Source organism: Sphingomonas sp. CCH5-D11 (assembly GCF_001557395.1).
In the GTDB taxonomy this organism is placed as follows: Bacteria; Pseudomonadota; Alphaproteobacteria; order Sphingomonadales; family Sphingomonadaceae; genus Sphingomonas.
The window spans coordinates 22,257-39,279 of sequence record NZ_LSKH01000270.1; the positions used below are offsets into that span (position 1 = coordinate 22,257).

The following is a 17,023-nucleotide window of genomic DNA, read 5'->3' on the forward strand; positions in this document are numbered from 1 at the left end:
AGCTCCAGATGGGTACGCGAGCGATCATGCTATCGCAAGCGCGGCGGTATGGGTGTGCGGTCCGTCGCTGATCTGGATCGAGCGGCTTCGCACAGGTCTCCATGCCGCATTTGGTGAACAGGGCGCAGGTATTCTTCGATGCAGGTAGTAAAGGATTTCTGGCGCTGCGGCATCGTGGCCGCCGATGCGATCAGCATCGCGCAAGCCGGCACGCTCGATATCGCGCAGATACGCTGGCTGCCGAACCGCTCCAGCCTCCACTATCTGGCCGATCCGTTTGGCCTGTGGCGGGAGGGACGGCTGCATATCTTTGCCGAAAGCTTCAGCTTTCGCACGGGGCTTGGCGAGATCGACGTTCTGGTGCTCGACGAGGATTTCTCCATCCTGGACCAGCAGGTCATTCTCCGGGAGCCTTGGCACCTTTCCTACCCCTTCGTCTTCGAAGCGGACGGCGAGACCTGGATGCTGCCCGAAGCGCATGAATCCGGCGCTCTGTGGCTCTATCGGGCGGTAGATTTTCCGTTCCGGTGGGAGCGGACAAAGCAGATCACGCTGGATCATGTCCCGTTGGATGCATCGTTGATCCGGCACGAAGGACACTGGTGGCTGTTCTATGCGCCGGCAGATCCGCCCGCGGGGCGTTTGACCAGCCTGTGCGCGGCCCATGCGCAGCAGCTGGAGGGGCCATGGCATCCCCATCCGGCCAATCCGATCCTGATCGACGACGGGGGGCTTCGCCCGGGCGGTACTCCATTTGTCATGCAGGACATGGTTCACCTGCCGGTGCAGCGGTGTGAGGGCAGCTATGGCACCGGCCTGCGCCTGCTCCGCTTTGATCAACTGACGCCCGCGCGCACGGCAACCAGCTTTGCCGGCGCGCTCGCCGCGCCTGCCGTAGCGGCACCGTTCATCCATGGCTGTCATACACTGTCAGCTGCGGGTCCCGTGTCACTGATCGACGTGAAACAGATGCGCTTTTCCGCACCCGCGCTTGCCGCCTGGCCGGAGCGCTGGCTCCGGCGCAGGCAGGCACGCACGGGCGTTCAGTTCGCCTGATAGTAATCAGAATATTGCTTGGAGTAGTAATATAGCCCGCCCACGGCCTGGGCCGACGGATCGACCTGCGTGTAGAGCGCGCCGACCGGATTGCTCCCGTCGCTACGCAGCCAGTTCAGCGATGAAACCGCCGCTGCCACAGGGGTGCTGTTCCACTTGATCACCAGCGTGGTGGCATCGGCAAGCACCGCAAGAAAACGTCCGTCCGCCAGACCCATCAGCGGCGGGAGGTCGAGCACGATCTGGTCGTACCGCTCCCGCAACGTACCGAGCAACTGCTCCATCCGCCCTTCGCCGAACAAATTCTCCGCCGAGAAATACGGGCTCAGCACGAGGATCTGATCAAGGTTCGGCACATCACCGGGGTGGATCGCTTCGTCGACGCTTGCCTCGCCATGCAGCACTTCAACAAGGCCAACGGCGGGCACCGGCGTGCGCACGATCTGGCGCACGGCAGCACGGCGGATGTCGCATTCCACCAGCAGCGTCTTGGCGCCAGCGGTCGCCAACGTTCGGGCGAAGGCAACGGCGGACGTCGTCTTGCCCTCTGCCGGGAGGGATGAGGTGATCGCGATCACCTTGGGGGAACGGGTTCCCTTCACCCCCAACACCGCCGCCCGGGCGATGCGATAGGATTCGGCGAACATGGAGGTCGGCCGCTCCAGCATCAGATCGGCCGGGTTTTGCCCCTTGGACACCTTGGGCACCACGGCAAGCACCGGAATGCCGAGCTGGTCCTGCACCTCCTCTACCGAGCGGAAGCCGCCGCTGGTCATCTCCATCACTGCAATGGTACCCGCGCCCGCCGCCAGCGCCACGAGAAGCGACAGGGCGTAGAGCAGCGGCTTGTTGGGCGAGGTCGGCCGGGGCTGCGGCTCGGCCCGGTCGATCACCTCGGCCTGGGCGATGGACAGACGAGCGGCCTGGGCACTCTCCAGCGACATTTGCGACATCTTGTCGTACAGCGCGCGCTTGGCCGCCGCTTCACGCTCCAGGCTTGCGGCCGTTACCGAATCGCGCGCGCTGCGCTCACGCTCACGCTCCAGCTGCGTCAGCGATCCGCGCAGACTGTCTGCGCGCGCTTCTGCGGCAGACGCCGTCGCCTGAAGCGCGCCGACGACGCGTCGCGCCTCCGCCTGGATCTGGGCATCGAGCGCGGCGAGCTGATCGCGAACGCGGATGCTCTCCGGGTGACGCTCGCCATAGCGCGCCTCCACCTCGCCGCGGCTGCGCAATACCTCTGCCCGCTGACGACGCAGGTCGGCAATCACGGCCGATCCCAGAACTTCGGAAACGGCGTCCAGCCCGCCACGGGCGACCTGCGAGCGGGCGGCCGCAAGGTTCGATCGCGCCGCAGCCGCATCTGACTCGGCCGTGGCGAGGCTGCTGGCAAGCGGCGCCACCTGCTGATCGTTGATCGTGCCGACAGTGCTGTTCGCAACGCTGCTTTCCACGATGCCGGCGCGCGCGCGATAGTCCGCGGCGCGTGCTTCGGCTTCGCTTGCCTGCTTGCCCAGTTCCTCCAGCCGCTGCTGGAACCATTCACTCTGGCGCTCGGCAGTGCCCACCTTGTTGGTGGTGCGGCTCTCGATATAGCCATCCGCGAAAGCGTTCGCGAGCTTCGCTGCCTTCAGCGAATCGACGGACGTGAAGCGCACGTTCAGAACGTAGGTCAGCTTCTCGCGATCGACCTGGAGATGCGACAGAACGGCCGCGGCCAGCGCGTTCTCGCGCGTTTCCGTGGTGCCGATGTTACCGATGTTCCCCTCGATCTCCTTGGTGAACTCCGGATCCCCTGACAGCCCGTAAGCGCGGACGATTGAGCGGGCGAGATCGAGCGAGCGGATCGCCGTCACCTCCGTTTCGATCGCCTCCGGCGTCAGTTCGGCGCGGGTCGCCTGCGCGTTATTGGCAAGGGGGTTGCGCGACGGATCCAGCCGCACCTTGGCCGTGGACGTATATTTCGGCGTCATGAAGGACACGGCGAGCACGCCCACCAGGAACACGGCGGCCGTGACCGCCGCCAGAACCTTCCAGCGCCGACGGATCGTGTCGCGCACGACGCTGATGACGTCTGCCAGGCGCGCCTCATATTCGTCGGCTTCGTGTCTGACTTCCATGCTCGTCTGGCCTCGGTCTTGAGCCGGTGCGGCTCGAAGGGTTGTTACATGTGATAGGTGAGACCCGCCTCGAGCCGTCCCTCTCCGGCGTCATTGCCGGCCTGAACGCCGCGTGCATCCCGCTTGGAGTAGCTCAGCGCCCCCTCCAGCGTCATGCGGCGGGAGATCAGGTAACGGGCGCGCGTGGCGAGCCGATAGGTCGAATTCTTGCGGTCTTCGTTGATATACGTCTGCAGGGCATATTGCCCGTCGGCGGATAGGATCAGGTTGTTGAGCAGTTCATAGTCGCCGCCCAGCGTGATCCGATTGTCCCAGAACGGCTGGGGGGTCAGGTTGCCGAAGGTGGAATCCTCCACCGTGCGCCGTGCCCCTGTGGTGATCGTGAGGCGCTCTGACGGGAACAATTCCACGCGAGCTTCTGCGATCGGGCCGTTGACGCTGTCGAACCCCGCCGTGCGATAATCGCGAATGCTGTAGCCCAGGCTGACCGTTCCGCGCATGCGTCCCGCAAGGTCGATGTTGAGGCCGCCGATCGCGCGCACCGCGTTCGAGTCCAGCGTGCCGGCGCTCGCGATGTCGCCGTCGAACGCCGTGCCGACATAGCCAAGCTGCGCGAACAGGGAGACGCTGGGCGTACGGGCATATTCGAACTGCCCGGTGATCCGGCTGACGTTGCGGTTACGGTTCTCCTGGTCTCGCAATGCGCCGTCGGTGAGCCGGACGGGGGCGAAGCGGAAATCTGAGTAATCCGCCACCACGAAGCTGCGCACCCGGCCGCTCGTATATTCCCCGCGCACTGACAGAAAGTCGCGGCGGAAGCGTGAAAGCGCCGCTACGTTCGAGGCGACTTCGCCTGAAAACTGGTTCTCGAAGCTCTGCGACGCACTCGCCTCGGCAGTGACAGTGAAGGCGCGGCCCAGCTCCACTTCGCTACGTGCGCCGAGATTCCATTGCCGCTCATTGCGCCTGCTCTCGCCGACATAATTGCGGAGGAGCGCCGAGCCATTGAGTTGCAGCGAGTGGCGGGACCAGATCGACGCGACCCGCAGCGATGGCTCGAGCGAGGCGTAAGGCGCTTCCACTTCATTCTGCTGCGTCAGATAGGCATTGCTGGTCACCCCCGCGCTGGTTTCCAGGCGCGGAAAGAACATCAGCCCGCCGACATGGACCCCGGTGGGCGTATAGGAAGGGCGAGGCCGTGCCTCCACGCTGACGTTGCGGTCGCGATCAAAGCCTTGGGGAATGGCAGACTGGATGATCAGACCATCTTGCGCGTGCGCAACGGCGGGTGCGCCGGCAACCGCAAAGGCCGCCAGCGCGAGCGCGGGACGCTGACGCGCCACAGCCGTATCGCGCTTTCTCGACACCCCCCGGTCAGACCTTAGAAGAACCGCTCACCAATCCGGATCGTGTCGCCGGGATAGACGATCAGTTCCGGCGTGAGGCGATAATTCATTTCTGAGGTTTCGCCCTGTCGGCGGATTCGAACCACGTCCCGGTTGGCGCGCGGTGTGAAGCCTTTGGCCAGCGCCACCGCGTTCATGGCCGTCAGGCCGGTCACGTAAGGATATTGTCCCGGTGTCGAGACCTCGCCCAGAATGTAGAAGGGGCGGAAGACAACAACTTCCATCGCGACCTTGGGATCACGCAGATAGCCGTCAGCGAATCGCGTGCGGGCGTCAGCCGCGATCGCCGCCACCGGCTTGTTCAGCGCGGGAACATTGCCGATCAGCGGTAAGGAGACGGTGCCGTCCGGGTTCACCCAGAACTCGCCCGTCAGGTTCGGCTCGTTATAGACCGTCACCTTCAGCTTGTCGCCAACACCAAGGCGATAGTCGTTCACGGCTGACGCCGTCGCTACATAGCGATCTCCCGAGGAGAGAACGGGTCCGTCGCCCTTCTCAGCGCAGGCAGAGAACAGGAAGGTAATCGCAAGCAGGAACGCCGGGCGCAGGAGCATGAAGCCTCGAGAAGTTGGAGACGGCGGAGTTTTGCTTGGCATGTCCCGGCAAGGGACGCAATGTGCGTACGCCATTCGAACGTTCTAACGGCATCGTTAACCAATCACCGTTGCAGCTAATCCTCAATAGTCGCGCGACACGCGAATGTTGGCGCTCTGCCGTCCAAGCGTGGAAATGCTGGACAGGAGGGACAGCCATCTCGTCACCTGAAATTCGACGCGGGTGGCGGAATAGCCCTGCCCGTCCGTGACGATCTCTGCATACAGGCGTCGCGAAACATATTTGCCTGCCGCCACCGACGTGCCCTGGCCGGTTTGCGGGTCAGCCGGCAGGATCCGCAATCGATCAAGACCGGCGGCGCGCCGCACCACATTGATCGGGTTCAATCCGCCGGAGCCGTCCTGCAACGCCGCCACTGCGGCGGCGAGCTGCAACGCCTCTGGCGCCGACAGGTTGGTGATCGACGTGCCGAACAACAATCGTGACAGCAGCTCGTCCTGCGGCAAGGCGGGCGTGCTGGCAAAGGTGATTTCCGGTTTCAGTGCCACGCCCGTTACCCGGATCGATGCCTTGAGACCGGTGGTGTCGGCATCTGCCTCGATATCGAGCGCGGGATTGGCGGGCACCTCGCCTGCGAACCGGATGACACCGCGCGCAAGGTCGAATTCGCGCCCCGCAAATTCGTAATCGCCCCGAATCAGATCCGCGCGGCCGTTGATCGCCGGATTGTCTGGCGTACCGCCAATGGCGACATCGGCCGACCATTCGCTGGTCAGGCCAAGGCCGGTAACGACAAGCTGGTCGGCAGCGCGCGCCTTGATATCCAGCCGCCACGGCGTGTCCCGCTGGTCGGGATCGTCCGTACCGTCCGGTTGGTTGATTTCACGCACGGCGAGCTTTGGAACCGCGCTGGCCGCCGTTGCCTGACCCAGGCGGTAACGGCTGCGGTTCAGCCGCACGGTGCCTGAGATGGTGCCGCCCTGCCCGCTGGACTGAAAACGCAAGGGGCCAGTGACGGTGGCCGCTATGTCATCGCGATTGATCATAACGGCGTGATCAGCATTGACGTTGAGATCCAACCCAATGCCGCCGCGCGCAGCGAAGTCGAACCAGCCGGCGCCGGCAACCTTGCCCTCGCGCCCCGCCGAAGCGGCGAACCGGTCGATTGCGAGGCGGGATCCGGCAAAGCGCCCCTCCGCCTCCACGTTGCGCAGCACCGTTCCGGTTGTCGCGCTTTCGATCCGGGCGCCGACCGCCTTCACCGACCCGCGGATAACCGGATCGAACAATGTTCCGCGCACGTCCGCGGCAATTGCCACAGGGCCAGATAGTTCGAACAGCTCCACCCGGCTCAACCGCCAGAGCGTGTCTGCCGGGCCGCTATATCGCAATTGGGCAAACAGGTTCGCGCGGGTGAGCCGGGTCACAAGGTCGCCGTCACCCAGCCGCAACAACGCCTGCCCGCGACCGATCGTCTTTCCTCCGGCGGCGGCAACGACGCGCAGACCGGCGCGATCCGCGGTCAGAACGCCCGCCAGCCCCATGTCGATGGGATCGGAGGACGCCAGCAGCCCCGAGCGTGTCAGGCCACGCACCGTCATGTCGATCCGCCCGGTCGGCGCAGCGCCGGTCCCGCTGACATAGCTCAGCTTGCCCGAGGCGCTGCCGCCGAGGCCAAGCCCGGGATAGCCGATGTCGAGCACGGCGAGCGGCATCTTGGCCAGTGTGGCGTCCACGGCATTTTCCGATGGCGTGAACCGTCCGGAGATGGTGCCTTCACCGCCTGCAAAGGTCAGGGTTGTAGGGGCAAGGCGCCAGCCTTCGCCGTCGCGCGTCAGCACCGCCGGACGCTCCAGCCGCAGTGGCCGCCGATCAACCGTGCCCTGCGCAACGATGCTGTAGCTGTCCGGCGCAACATCGATCACGCTTTGAATGTCGAAAGCTCGCCCCCTCGACCCGGCGGCCGAGGCGCGGATCTGGCCAATGCCGTCGCGAAGCCTGGCATTGCCGGCGACGCGCGCGATGCTGAGCGCGCCGCGTCGCAGCCCGACGCCGCTGAACGTCGCGTCAATGCTGGTGCCGGCGGGATTGAGCAACGCCACCAGCTGAAGCCTTCCTTGCCGGATCGTCCCTTCACCGGCGAGTCGTGCCGCGCGCAGGCCAAGGTTGGCTTCGATCCGCTGCACGCTGTCAGCCGGGCGCAGCAGCACCTCTCCGTCAATGCCGCCGCCCGCAACGGCAAGCCGCCCGTCGAAGCCGTCGTCGGTGATGCCGATCACCCCAGCGGCGTGCGTTCCGCTGACATCAAGGCGGCGCACCGCGATCTGGGCATCCTGCCCCCGTGGCAGAAGTATTCTACCCTCACCGTCGAATGGCCCGAGGCGCGAGCGCCCCGCGGCCGTGAAGGCAAAGCCCGACGGATCCGGATCGAGGTGCAAGCGAACGTCTCTCAGGCCAAGCGCCTGGTTGGGACGTTGAAAAACCAGGTCGAGCTTCGGCCGCTCGATCCTGCCATCCAATTGCAGCGTCACCGGACCATAGGTCGATTGCTGCCCCGCCCCCGTGAAAACGAAGGTGCCGTCCCGCCGGCGATAGCCGTTGCCCGTCATCCGGATCGATGGGCCGGTCAGCACCAGATTTCGAAAGTGCAGGATACCGTCAGGGCTACGCTCAAGGCCGGTCACGATCCGCGGCAGTCCGCCCGCCAGGTTGCGGAAGAAGCCATTGTCGAGCCGCACCATCTGGGCCGTGCCGGTGCCGATCACTCTGGTGCCGCGGCCACCGGGACCCGGTACGACGCGAAGCCTTGAATTTACGTCAACGACGCCGAGCCCCGGAATGAGATACCGCCCCAATGCGCCGTTCAGCCCTACCTGATACTGGCCGGTGCGCAGATCGAGCACCAGGCTGATGCGGCCCGACAGCTTGTCCGAACGGAGGCGAAGGTCGTCGCCAGTGACGGTGGTGGCGGTGACGCGAAGTATCCCGTCCACCGACAGGTTGCGCAGGATGCCCCCTGCCACGTCGCCTACGCCCGTCACCCGCTGAGCCGTGAAGCGCGCGGGCAGCAGCACCGGCGAGCGCGACAGGCGCCCCTTGCCGGCCACCCGCGCGCCCTCAAAGCCGGTGTTGTCGAAGGCGAAGCGCGGGGCAGTGATGCGGTAATCGAAGGCGGCGGTCGCAAACGGGCCGTCCAGCACCGCGCGCAGTTGCACGTCCCGTCCGGTCATGTTGGGGAACAACGCGGCCGGCCGAAGCAGCCGCAGCTGAATGCGAAGATTGCGCCATGCATTGCCCGCGAGATCCGCCGTACCGCTCGCCTCGGCCACGAGCGCTCTGGACCGGAGCGACAGCGTTCCGTCGAGCCGCCGGTTGGCCAGGGTCGCTGATCCATTCACCAGCACGCGCGGCGCGGTCAATCGCTGCAGCTTGCCCTTGGTGAGGCTCGTTGGCGCCAGATTGCCGGTGAGGGTATAGGTTCCTGCGCGATTGCCAAGTTCGAGGTCAGCGACCCGCACGCCAGCTGCTGAGGCGATGGCGCGACCCTGCCACGCCGCCCAATGCCCCTCGCCGCTCACATCGACAGCCAGGGCGCGGCGGATGCCGCTCACCCGCGCCAGCACGCCGGTCGCCGCCCCGCGCGCCCGTATATCCATGTCGAAGCGATTACGGTCAGGCGCGGCGTCGATCATCAGGCGAAGAGCGTCGCTGCCCTCCACCATTGCATCGATAGCAACCAGGGCGCGGCCGTCGCGAATGTCCGCTCGACCCGTCAGCCGTCCGTTGCGCATGACCCCCGTGACCGCCGGTGCGACCGCCAGTCGCTCCACCGCGAGCCGACCTATGATGATGTCGAAATCGGGCAGGATGGGCGAGGCACGACCCGTCGGACGGGTGCGCGGAAGTTTCGCCAGCATGGCCACGGGAATGCGCAAGGAGCGGATGTCGAGGCGATCGGAAAGCCAGGCGAACGGCCGCCAGTCCAGCTCTGCACGGGGCGCCGCGAACACCAGCCCCTCGGGATCATGGACCCGAACGTCGCGGAGCACCGCCGCGCCGTAGAGCGAGCCGTCGATCCGCCCGACGGTGAAGCGGAGGCCGTTATCCGGCCGGGCCGAATTGATCCGCTGCGCGACCCAGCGGTGGCCGATATCGGTGTCGATGATCCACAATGTGGCCGCCAGCACAGCCATCAAGGCCACCAGCCCGCCTGCGATCCACCGCCACCAGCGCATCAGAAGGCCTGGCCCAGCGAGACATAAACGGCAACTCGGGAATCGCCCGCCTGAGGGTTCAGCGGCGTGCCCACGTCCACGCGGATCGGGCCGAAGTTGCTGTAATAGCGCACGCCCACCCCGGCGCCGTAGCGCAGGCCGGAAAAGTCGGGAAAACCAGCGGTGTAGATATTGCCGGCGTCAAAGAACGGCACCACGCCGAAATTGCCGAATGCCTTGATCCGGCCCTCGATCGCAAACTCGGCCAGGCTGCGTCCGCCGATCGGATCATTGTTCGGATCGCGTGGCCCGATCGATTGATAGCCATAGCCGCGCACTGACGCGCCGCCGCCCGCGTAGAAGCGCCGCGACGGCGCAATAGCGTCGCGCGGCGCACCCAATATGGTTCCCAGCCGGACGCGCCCGGCGAGCACCACTCCGTCGCGCAGCGGCGTATAGGCGCTGGCGTCCATCTGCATGCGGGCATAGCCGAACGCCGCGCCCTGCAGCGACAGTTCCGGGCTGAAGCGTCCACCCAGCCGGAACCCGCGCGACGGGTTCAGCAGATCGTCCGAGCCGTCATACGTCAGGCTGGTGGGCGCGGCCGCGATGAAGAAAGTTCGCCGCCGCGGTTCGCCGGTGGAGACGATGACGTCCCGCTCGTCGGTCGCGACAAGCTCTGCACCGAGCGACCAGGTCCAGGTCTTCTGGAAAAAGATGTTCGTCTGACGTTCAAGGCTGCCGGAGACGGAAAAGGTATTCGCCTCATAAGCATCGCGGTTGGTGTGTGCGGCAGCGATCTGCCCGGTGAGCACCCGATCCCGGCCCTGAAAGTTGTTGCGGCGGAAGGTGACGGCGCCCAACTGCTCCTGCGTGCCCAGCACCGTGCGGATCGTCAGTGCACCTTCCGGGGGAAACAAGTTGCGATGGGTCCAGCTCGCCTCGACGCGCGCGCCTTCGCCGGTACCATAGCCTATCTCGCCGGCGATGGTGCGGGGGGGCGCCGGCTCCAGTCGGACATCGATATCCACCGTCTCGGGCGTGGCACCGGGCACCGGCTTTACTTCGGCGACGGACACCAGCCCGGTTTGCACCAGCGCGCGGCGAAGATCGGCCAACGCCGGCTCATAAAAGGGCTGTCCCGGCGAGAATCGAGCGATCTCCTGCACGTGTTCGGCCCCGAAGACGCGGTTGCCGGCGTTCGTGCGGATCTGCCCAAACACGCGCGATGTTCCGGATGCGACATTCACGTCGAGCGTCGCCGTTTGCGCTTCCCGGTCGATCGTCACCATCGGTTCGCCGATCGTTGCGAAGGGAAAACCCTGCTCTCCCACCTCGAGCCGCAGCTTCGCTTCGCCGGCAGCGATCCGGTCCGCGTTCACCGGATCCTGCGCCTTCACGCCGAAAGCATCGCGCAGTGCGGCCGCCTTGTCGCCAGCGGCCTCGACCCCCGCGATCGTCACGTCCGTCAGGCGGTAAATCGCGCCCGGCGTGGCGCCGAGAACCACGGTCGGCCGCCCTTCCACCGTTTCCAGACGGGGCTCGACCTCCGCGTCATAATAGCCCTCCGCGCGCAGCAGCGTGACCAGCAACGCCGCATCTTCGCGCGCGCGCCGGTCGATCTGCGCCGCGTTGGCGGGCTCCTCGTCATTCTGATCGAGCACCGACAAGGCCGCGAACCGCTCGCGCAGCAGCGGCGTGCCGGCGGCGTCCAGCCCCTCGATGCGCCAAGCGTAGCGCGTCTCGCCGATGGTCGGTGCGGGCCCCTGCCCTATCTCCGGCGCTTCGGTGCCCAATTCCGGCCAAGCGACGCCGATATCCGGCATGTCGGCGAGCGGCGCCGTCGGGTCCAGCGCCGGCTCCGGCGCGGGCACGACGCTCTGTTGCGCCGCAACGGGCTGCGCGGCGAGGAACGCGATCAGACCTGCAGCGCCGATCGGCCCGCCCCGCCCGTACATTCGCATTGCCCTAAGCCCTTGCTTGCCCAGCGGCAATGGCACTGCGCCTCAATGCACCGTGCCGACCGGCAGATCCGTCTCAAGCAGGCGAACCAGCCGACCTAGCTGCCGCCATCGGCAGAAGCTCACGACATTACCTGCTGCCCGGCTGCGGTCGGCGCGGATCGCGGCTTCATCCGCGGCATAAACACCAAAGTCGCGGATCAACGACGAAGCCTCCGCCACCATGCGGCGATCGGCGAGATAGAGATGGGGCAAGGGCAGCCTGCGTTTCGATGTGATGCGACGAACCCTGCCCGAGAAACATCCTCCAGCCGGTGAACGGCCAGGGTTAACGATGCGATAGTGGCAATACGCCGCCGCCCGTGCCAAAGGCCCGCCGCATGTCCGATCCCGATCAGCGCTCCAATTCTGCGGGTGGCTTCCTGCTTGCCGTGTCCCTGATGGTGGGCACGATCGTGGGCCTTCTGCTCGGGCAGCCGTCGGTCGGTTTCCTGGCGGGGCTTGCCATCGGCTCGATCGCCGCCGTGTCGCTTTGGCTCAAGGGTCGGGGCTGAGCCGATCGCTCAGGGCTGGCGCAGCAACAGCTTGACCCGGCCGATCACCACCGCCGCATCGGCGTGGCAGCGGATCGGGGCGTAATCCACGTTGTCGCTGATCAACAGGAGGTCAGCGCCCGCGCGCTGGATCCGTTTCACCAGCAACTCATCATCGCGGCGAACAACGAAGATCCCGCTGCCGACCAGCCGGGTGTCGGCCCGGTCCACCAGCAGTCGGTCGCCCGCGAGGATCGTCGGCTGCATCGAATCACCGGACACGTCGATCAACGATGCATGCGAGGCCGCGACCCCGGCCTCCCGCAACATGTGCGCCGTAAAGCTCTCGCGCCGGATCGCACGCTCATGTCCCACCGACAGCCCGCGACCGGCTGACGCGGCTACCGACAGATAGGGTACGGCGACCACTGCTTCACGCGGGGCGGCGCCAAGCAGGGTTTCATCCACGCCAAGGAACCGCGCCAGGGTCTGGCGGTCCTGCTCAGCCAGCCGCCGAGGCGTCCCGCGTCGCACGAACTGCTGCAGATAGGCCATGTTCCGACCGATCAGGCGCGAAAGCTCCGACAGGCTGACGCCCTGCGCCATTGCCAATCGCTCCAGCGTCTGACCCACCGTTTCTGCCATGGCCGAACCATAGTCTAGGAAATTTCCTAGACAAGTTGGAAAACTTGCCGGAACAAACAGCGAACATGAAGACTCGAGAGGCTGCCATGTCGCTGTTGATCAGGATCGATCGCTATCTTCGCCGGACGGGCGTACCGCCCTCCACCTTTGGCCGACGGGCCGTGAACGATCCACGACTGGTGCGCGATCTGCGCGCCGGACGGATGCCCGGCGCTCGCATTTGCGCGCGGGTCGAGGCCATCTTGCAGGAGGCCGAATGATGCGCAGGCCAGACACGGCAACATTGCTGGCGCGAGCGCTCGCTGCGTCGGCAACGCTTCATGGCCTGAACGTGGCGGTGGAGGAGCGCGGGGCGAGGCGCTGGCACAGCGCCACGTTCAGCGGCCAAAAACATGCGCTGACGCTGACGGCGTTGCCAGGCGGCACCGATGCCAAAGCTTGGCTCGCAGGTCTCTGCAAAATGGACGTGCGACTGCCGGGCGAACTGCTGGCGGGGATCAGCATTATTGAGGAAGGCGAGTGCGCCGGCGGCTGCCGCGCGGAAGTAGAGGCTCTGACCGTCGAACTCGCCTGAGCGCAACTAACCGGTCAGCGTCGCGCCATCCGCCGCAGCATCGATAACGTGTCGTTCAGGCTTTCCGGCGGCGGGGGTGAAACTGAAACCGGCGTTTCGGCAGGCACGGATGCCGGTGAAGGGGAGACAGAGGGGCTGGGTTCCGGTGACTTGCGCTGCCTGGCGCCCCGTTCCAGCCGCTCAAGAAGACTGATCAGCGAATCGCCGCTCCCGACCGCTGGTGAGCGCGCCGGCTCGACTCGCGGCTCGGCGTTCCCGCCAGTCTGCGGATCCGGCTGATCCAGGCGCGGCTCTTCCATAATGCGGAGGTCGTCATTCTTCGTGGCTGCATCAAGCCCGGCGGGCGGGGAAGATTGAACCGATGCCGCCGTAATCGTCTCCACCGGGGGCGGCGGCGCGAGCGGCGGCACCGCGCGCACCGGATCGCGCGGTACATCGGGGATGGCCACCGGGTCGAAGGCCGCGAGCAGCTGATCGAGATCCTGTGGCAAAGCCTGTTCCCCGGCACGCGCGGAGGAGCGGGATGCGGCAGGCATCGCAACCATCGGCAACGGCGGTCCGAGATCCTCCTCCGCCCGGATCGGCGGTCGGGGCGCTGCGTCCGGATGTGCATCGGCGCGGCGGATCGTCGGCATACGAAGTGCTATGTCGGGACTGGCCAGCGCCGGCTTGCGCTGAACTCCAATCAGAAAGGCGCGCCGGCGCAGTGCAAAAGCGGCCAGTGCCACGAAAGGAATGAGCACCAGAAGCGCCAGCAGCATGCGGCCGATCGCCCCGATCGGCGGCGTCGCGGCGGGCAGAACATGGGGCAGAGCTAGGCGCCACATCAGCACGTCGAGCATGGCCTGCGGCATGGCGGCAACCAGCGTTGCCATCACGACGCCCGCGGCCAGCACGATGCCCGGCCACATCAGCCGCCTCATTTCCGTTCCGCGGTGTTCTGCGGCCATCACGTCACCCTCTTGCCGCGGCTGCCACCAGCCGCTGGTACACAGGCTCGTATCGGGAAATATTTGAGGACCAGTTACGCTCGCGCTCCACAAAGGCGCGGGCGCGGGCGCGTCGATCGTCCCACCCGCTGCGATCGGCGAGCAACCGGGCCAGCGCCTGCGCGATGGCCGCCGGATCATCGGCCGCGAAGAGCGTGCCGGTGTCCCCGTCGCGGATCAGCTCGCGATGGCCGCCCACGTCCGACGCTGCCACCAGTCGGCCCTGTGCCATGGCCTCCAAGGGCTTCAGGGGGGTAACAAGATCGGTGAGACGCATTTTCTTGCGCGGATAGGCCAGCACGTCGACGAGGCTGTAATAACGCTCCACCTCCTGATGCGGCACACGGCCGGCGAAGCGGATGCGCCCAGCCACCGGAGACGCCGCCGCCTGCCGGCGAAGCGCTTCTTCCATCGGCCCGCCACCAACCAGCAGCAACTGAGCCTTCTCCCGTTCCGCCACCAGCGCCGGCATCGCGGCAATCAGATCGTCGAGCCCCTCATAGTCGTAGAAGCTGCCGATGAAGCCGATCACCTCACCGTCGAGCCCCAGCGACTCGGCCAACGCCGTGTCACGCGGGGGCGGATCGCCGAACAGCGCCATGTCGACGCCGTTGGGCGACACCATGATCCGTTCCGGCGCCACACCGCGCGCCAGCAAATCGCGCTTCAGCCCCTCGCAGATCACCGCCACCGCATCCGCGCGCTTCACCGCCCAGCTTTCCAGTGCGCGAGTCGCACGATAGCGCAGCGAGCCTTCCGTGCCGGTGCCATTGCCCACCGCCGCATCCTCCCAGAAGGCGCGGATCTCATACACCAAAGGTACGCGCAGACGCCGCGTCGCGCGCAATGCCGCCAACGCATCCAGCACCGGCGAGTGCGCGTGGATGATGTCCGGTCGAAACTTTTCGGCCACTGCGGTGATGCGCCGACCGAAAGCGGCCACCTCCGCCATTTCGCCCAGCGGCGCGGGTAGTTGCGCCGAGCGCGATGTGCGGTGAAAGGTTATCCCGTCCACCACCTCCACCGGCGGGGCATCATGATGATGACGCGGCCCGGTGACCGCGGCGACATCCCACCCGCGTGCCAATTGCGCCTTCACGATCGCCCGGGTGCGAAACGTATAGCCGCTCTGCAACGGGAGGCCGTGATCGAGTACGTGAAGGATGCGCATGGTCGCCTGCTGCCATCACGGCGCTTAACGGCACGTCAACTGCCCGTGCTTAGGCGGGTGATGCTTTCGGGAGCTTCGAACCCAACTTTATGATCGACAATCTGGCACTCGGGATCAGCCATGGGCTGCTGCTGCTGGCGGCATGGCTGCTGCTGCGCCGGGACGATCTCGATTCGGAAGGCGCCCCGCCGGAGCGGCCCGCAAGGCCGGGGCGACAACCGCGTGCGTGATCTTGCCTTTATCGGATTTCTCGTCACGTTGTTCGGGCTCGGTTTCCGTCGGCCGTTCATCTTCGTGCTCGCCTATGTCTACATCGACATCGTCTCACCGCAGCGGATCACCTATTATCTGCTGAACAGCGTGCCGATCTCCGCGATCGCCGCCGGCCTTGCCATGCTGAGCTGGCTGGTGGCGGACGGCAAGAATGACACTCGCTTCGCCCCGCGCCAGGCACTGATCCTGCTGCTCCTTCTCTACTGCGGGATCACTACCCGCACTGCCGACTTCCCGATCGAGGCCGCCGGCAAGTGGGAATGGGTGTGGAAGAACCTCGCCTTCGCGGCGTTCCTGCCTCTCACGCTGCGCACGAAGCTGCGGATCGAGGCGTTGCTGCTGTTCATCGTGCTGTCCGCCAGCTCGATCATCATCGTCGGCGGCATCAAGACGCTGGCTTCGGGGGGAGGCTATGGCGAGCTGAACTTGATGGTGGCCAACAATTCGGGCCTGTACGAAAGCTCGATCATCTCGGCCGTGGCCATCTCGCTCATCCCGGTAATCCTCTGGTTCGCCCGCCACGGCACCATTTATCCGCCCAGCCGCCTGGTCTGGCTGTTTTGCGGCGCGCTGGTCTTCGCCTGCCTGCTGATCCCGGTCGGCACGTCGGCGCGCACGGGGCTGCTCTGCATCGCGTTGCTCGCCGCGCTGATGCTGCGCGAGGTGAAGCGGCGCATGCTCTACCTTGCCGCGCTTGGCCTTGCCGGCATGGTCGCGATCCCGTTCCTGCCCAGCGCGTTCAGCGAGCGCATGGGAACGATCAAGACGTATCAGGCCGATGAATCCGCCTCCACCCGCATCGCCGTGTGGAAGTGGACGTGGGATTACGTGAAGGATCACCCGTTCGGCGGCGGCTTTGACGCCTATCTGCAGAACCGCATTCGCTACGATACGGTGCAGGTCGCCGGCGAAGGGGCGAACCGGACGGTCCAGCGCAGCCTGACGGTGGACAAGAGCCGGGCGTATCATTCCAGCTATTTCGAGGTGCTGGGCGAACAGGGCTATTTCGGCCTTGCGATCTGGCTGCTGATCAACGCGATCGGCGTGGTGCGCATGGAAGTGCTTCGCCGGCGCTACCGAGAGGGCGAGTTCGCCTGGGCCGGCAGCCTCGCCGGGGCGCTGCAGCATGCGCATCTGATCTATCTGCTGGGCGGCGCCTTCGTCGGGATCGCGTTCCAGTCGTTCCTTTACATGGTGATCGGCGCGCAAATTGGGCTCGACACCTATCTCTCTCGGCGGCGCAGCGAGACGGCGTGGCGACCGATGCGGCGCGAGCGGCCCGCTCTCGCGAAAAACTAGGCTCCCGCCCGACACGTCATTCCGGACTTGATCCGGAATCCACTGATCAGCAAGCGCCGAGCAAAGAGGCTCCAGCGCCAGCGCTCGCGGCAAGATGGATCCCGGCGCAAGGCCGGGAAGACTGCAGCGGGGAGTGACCCGCCCCAACGAGCGCCTTCTTGCGACCGAATCGCGAAAAGCGGCATCGTCAAGCCTTTTCGCACCCTGCCCGGTTTGACACCTTCCCC

Annotated in this window: 15 protein-coding genes; 6 read left to right on the top strand and 9 right to left on the bottom strand. The window is 66.0% G+C overall.

Annotation, left to right across the window (positions count from 1 at the left end):
* Window positions 1-138: 138 nt before the first annotated feature.
* A complete protein-coding gene (locus AX702_RS16665; RefSeq protein ID WP_066781410.1) occupies window positions 139-1,056 on the top strand; it encodes a glucosamine inositolphosphorylceramide transferase family protein in 918 nt (305 codons plus the stop codon).
* On the opposite strand, the gene AX702_RS16670 is transcribed toward AX702_RS16665, so the two are convergent.
* The 6 genes from AX702_RS16670 to AX702_RS16695 all read right to left on the bottom strand — a co-directional run bounded on the left by AX702_RS16670 (window position 1,044) and on the right by AX702_RS16695 (window position 11,567).
* Window positions 1,044-3,176: a GumC family protein gene (locus AX702_RS16670; RefSeq protein ID WP_066781412.1), complete on the bottom strand. Its 2,133-nt coding sequence runs from the start codon at window positions 3,174-3,176 to the stop codon at window positions 1,044-1,046. The two genes, AX702_RS16665 and AX702_RS16670, sit on opposite strands and share 13 nt — an antisense overlap.
* Window positions 3,177-3,220: 44 nt before the next feature.
* On the bottom strand, window positions 3,221-4,519 hold the full coding sequence (locus AX702_RS16675; RefSeq protein ID WP_156455548.1) for an outer membrane beta-barrel protein: 1,299 nt from the start codon (window positions 4,517-4,519) through the stop codon (window positions 3,221-3,223).
* 38 nt (window positions 4,520-4,557) lie between these two features.
* Window positions 4,558-5,136 (bottom strand): polysaccharide biosynthesis/export family protein, encoded by a 579-nt coding sequence (locus AX702_RS16680; RefSeq protein WP_066781416.1) that lies wholly within the window; start codon window positions 5,134-5,136, stop codon window positions 4,558-4,560.
* Window positions 5,137-5,259: 123 nt separating this feature from the next.
* Window positions 5,260-9,330 carry a translocation/assembly module TamB domain-containing protein gene (locus tag AX702_RS16685; RefSeq protein ID WP_231731913.1) on the bottom strand — a complete coding sequence of 1,357 codons (4,071 nt, stop codon included), beginning with the start codon at window positions 9,328-9,330 and terminating at the stop codon, window positions 5,260-5,262.
* A 41-nt stretch (window positions 9,331-9,371) separates the two neighbouring features.
* On the bottom strand, window positions 9,372-11,309 hold the full coding sequence (locus AX702_RS16690) for an autotransporter assembly complex protein TamA (RefSeq protein WP_231731911.1): 1,938 nt from the start codon (window positions 11,307-11,309) through the stop codon (window positions 9,372-9,374).
* A gap of 48 nt (window positions 11,310-11,357) precedes the next feature.
* Window positions 11,358-11,567 (bottom strand): hypothetical protein, encoded by a 210-nt coding sequence (locus tag AX702_RS16695; protein ID WP_066781421.1) that lies wholly within the window; start codon window positions 11,565-11,567, stop codon window positions 11,358-11,360.
* 125 nt (window positions 11,568-11,692) lie between these two features.
* Here AX702_RS16695 and AX702_RS22660 point away from each other — a divergent pair, with 125 nt between their 5' ends.
* Entirely contained in the window at window positions 11,693-11,866 is a 174-nt protein-coding gene (locus AX702_RS22660) for a hypothetical protein (protein ID WP_197420657.1), read from the top strand.
* A 9-nt stretch (window positions 11,867-11,875) separates the two neighbouring features.
* Here the strand turns inward: AX702_RS22660 and AX702_RS16705 are convergent, their stop codons facing one another.
* Window positions 11,876-12,490, bottom strand: coding sequence for a S24 family peptidase (locus AX702_RS16705; protein ID WP_066781424.1), 615 nt, complete (start codon window positions 12,488-12,490; stop codon window positions 11,876-11,878).
* 65 nt (window positions 12,491-12,555) lie between these two features.
* Between AX702_RS16705 and AX702_RS22175 the strand changes: the two genes are divergently transcribed.
* A complete protein-coding gene (locus AX702_RS22175) occupies window positions 12,556-12,750 on the top strand; it encodes a hypothetical protein (RefSeq protein ID WP_156455549.1) in 195 nt (64 codons plus the stop codon).
* Window positions 12,747-13,064, top strand: a complete 318-nt coding sequence (locus tag AX702_RS16710) for a hypothetical protein (protein WP_066781426.1) — start codon at window positions 12,747-12,749, stop codon at window positions 13,062-13,064. The genes AX702_RS22175 and AX702_RS16710 overlap by 4 nt, the downstream gene beginning before the upstream one ends.
* Before the next feature lie 14 nt (window positions 13,065-13,078).
* On the opposite strand, the gene AX702_RS16715 is transcribed toward AX702_RS16710, so the two are convergent.
* A complete protein-coding gene (locus tag AX702_RS16715; RefSeq protein ID WP_156455550.1) occupies window positions 13,079-13,987 on the bottom strand; it encodes a hypothetical protein in 909 nt (302 codons plus the stop codon).
* 31 nt (window positions 13,988-14,018) lie between these two features.
* Complete coding sequence (locus AX702_RS16720; protein WP_066781430.1) at window positions 14,019-15,224, bottom strand: TIGR04063 family PEP-CTERM/XrtA system glycosyltransferase; 1,206 nt, start codon at window positions 15,222-15,224, stop codon at window positions 14,019-14,021.
* 89 nt (window positions 15,225-15,313) lie between these two features.
* Here AX702_RS16720 and AX702_RS22665 point away from each other — a divergent pair, with 89 nt between their 5' ends.
* Entirely contained in the window at window positions 15,314-15,454 is a 141-nt protein-coding gene (locus tag AX702_RS22665; RefSeq protein WP_177179071.1) for a hypothetical protein, read from the top strand.
* Window positions 15,447-16,796 carry a putative O-glycosylation ligase, exosortase A system-associated gene (locus tag AX702_RS16725; protein ID WP_066781432.1) on the top strand — a complete coding sequence of 450 codons (1,350 nt, stop codon included), beginning with the start codon at window positions 15,447-15,449 and terminating at the stop codon, window positions 16,794-16,796. The genes AX702_RS22665 and AX702_RS16725 overlap by 8 nt, the downstream gene beginning before the upstream one ends.
* The last annotated feature ends 227 nt before the right edge of the window (window positions 16,797-17,023 follow it).

Excerpts from the sequence above, each read along its gene's own strand:
- AX702_RS22660 (WP_197420657.1), top strand. The coding sequence starts at position 11,693 with ATGTCCGATCCCGATCAGCGCTCCAATTCTGCGGGTGGCTTCCTGCTT.
- AX702_RS16685 (WP_231731913.1), bottom strand. The coding sequence starts at position 9,330 with ATGGCTGTGCTGGCGGCCACATTGTGGATCATCGACACCGATATCGGC.
- AX702_RS16670 (WP_066781412.1), bottom strand. The coding sequence starts at position 3,176 with ATGGAAGTCAGACACGAAGCCGACGAATATGAGGCGCGCCTGGCAGAC.
- AX702_RS16715 (WP_156455550.1), bottom strand. The coding sequence starts at position 13,987 with ATGAGGCGGCTGATGTGGCCGGGCATCGTGCTGGCCGCGGGCGTCGTG.
- AX702_RS22665 (WP_177179071.1), top strand. The coding sequence starts at position 15,314 with ATGATCGACAATCTGGCACTCGGGATCAGCCATGGGCTGCTGCTGCTG.
- AX702_RS16665 (WP_066781410.1), top strand. The coding sequence starts at position 139 with ATGCAGGTAGTAAAGGATTTCTGGCGCTGCGGCATCGTGGCCGCCGAT.
- AX702_RS16705 (WP_066781424.1), bottom strand. The coding sequence starts at position 12,490 with ATGGCAGAAACGGTGGGTCAGACGCTGGAGCGATTGGCAATGGCGCAG.
- AX702_RS16710 (WP_066781426.1), top strand. The coding sequence starts at position 12,747 with ATGATGCGCAGGCCAGACACGGCAACATTGCTGGCGCGAGCGCTCGCT.
- AX702_RS22175 (WP_156455549.1), top strand. The coding sequence starts at position 12,556 with ATGAAGACTCGAGAGGCTGCCATGTCGCTGTTGATCAGGATCGATCGC.
- AX702_RS16720 (WP_066781430.1), bottom strand. The coding sequence starts at position 15,224 with ATGCGCATCCTTCACGTACTCGATCACGGCCTCCCGTTGCAGAGCGGC.
- AX702_RS16690 (WP_231731911.1), bottom strand. The coding sequence starts at position 11,309 with ATGTACGGGCGGGGCGGGCCGATCGGCGCTGCAGGTCTGATCGCGTTC.
- AX702_RS16680 (WP_066781416.1), bottom strand. The coding sequence starts at position 5,136 with ATGCTCCTGCGCCCGGCGTTCCTGCTTGCGATTACCTTCCTGTTCTCT.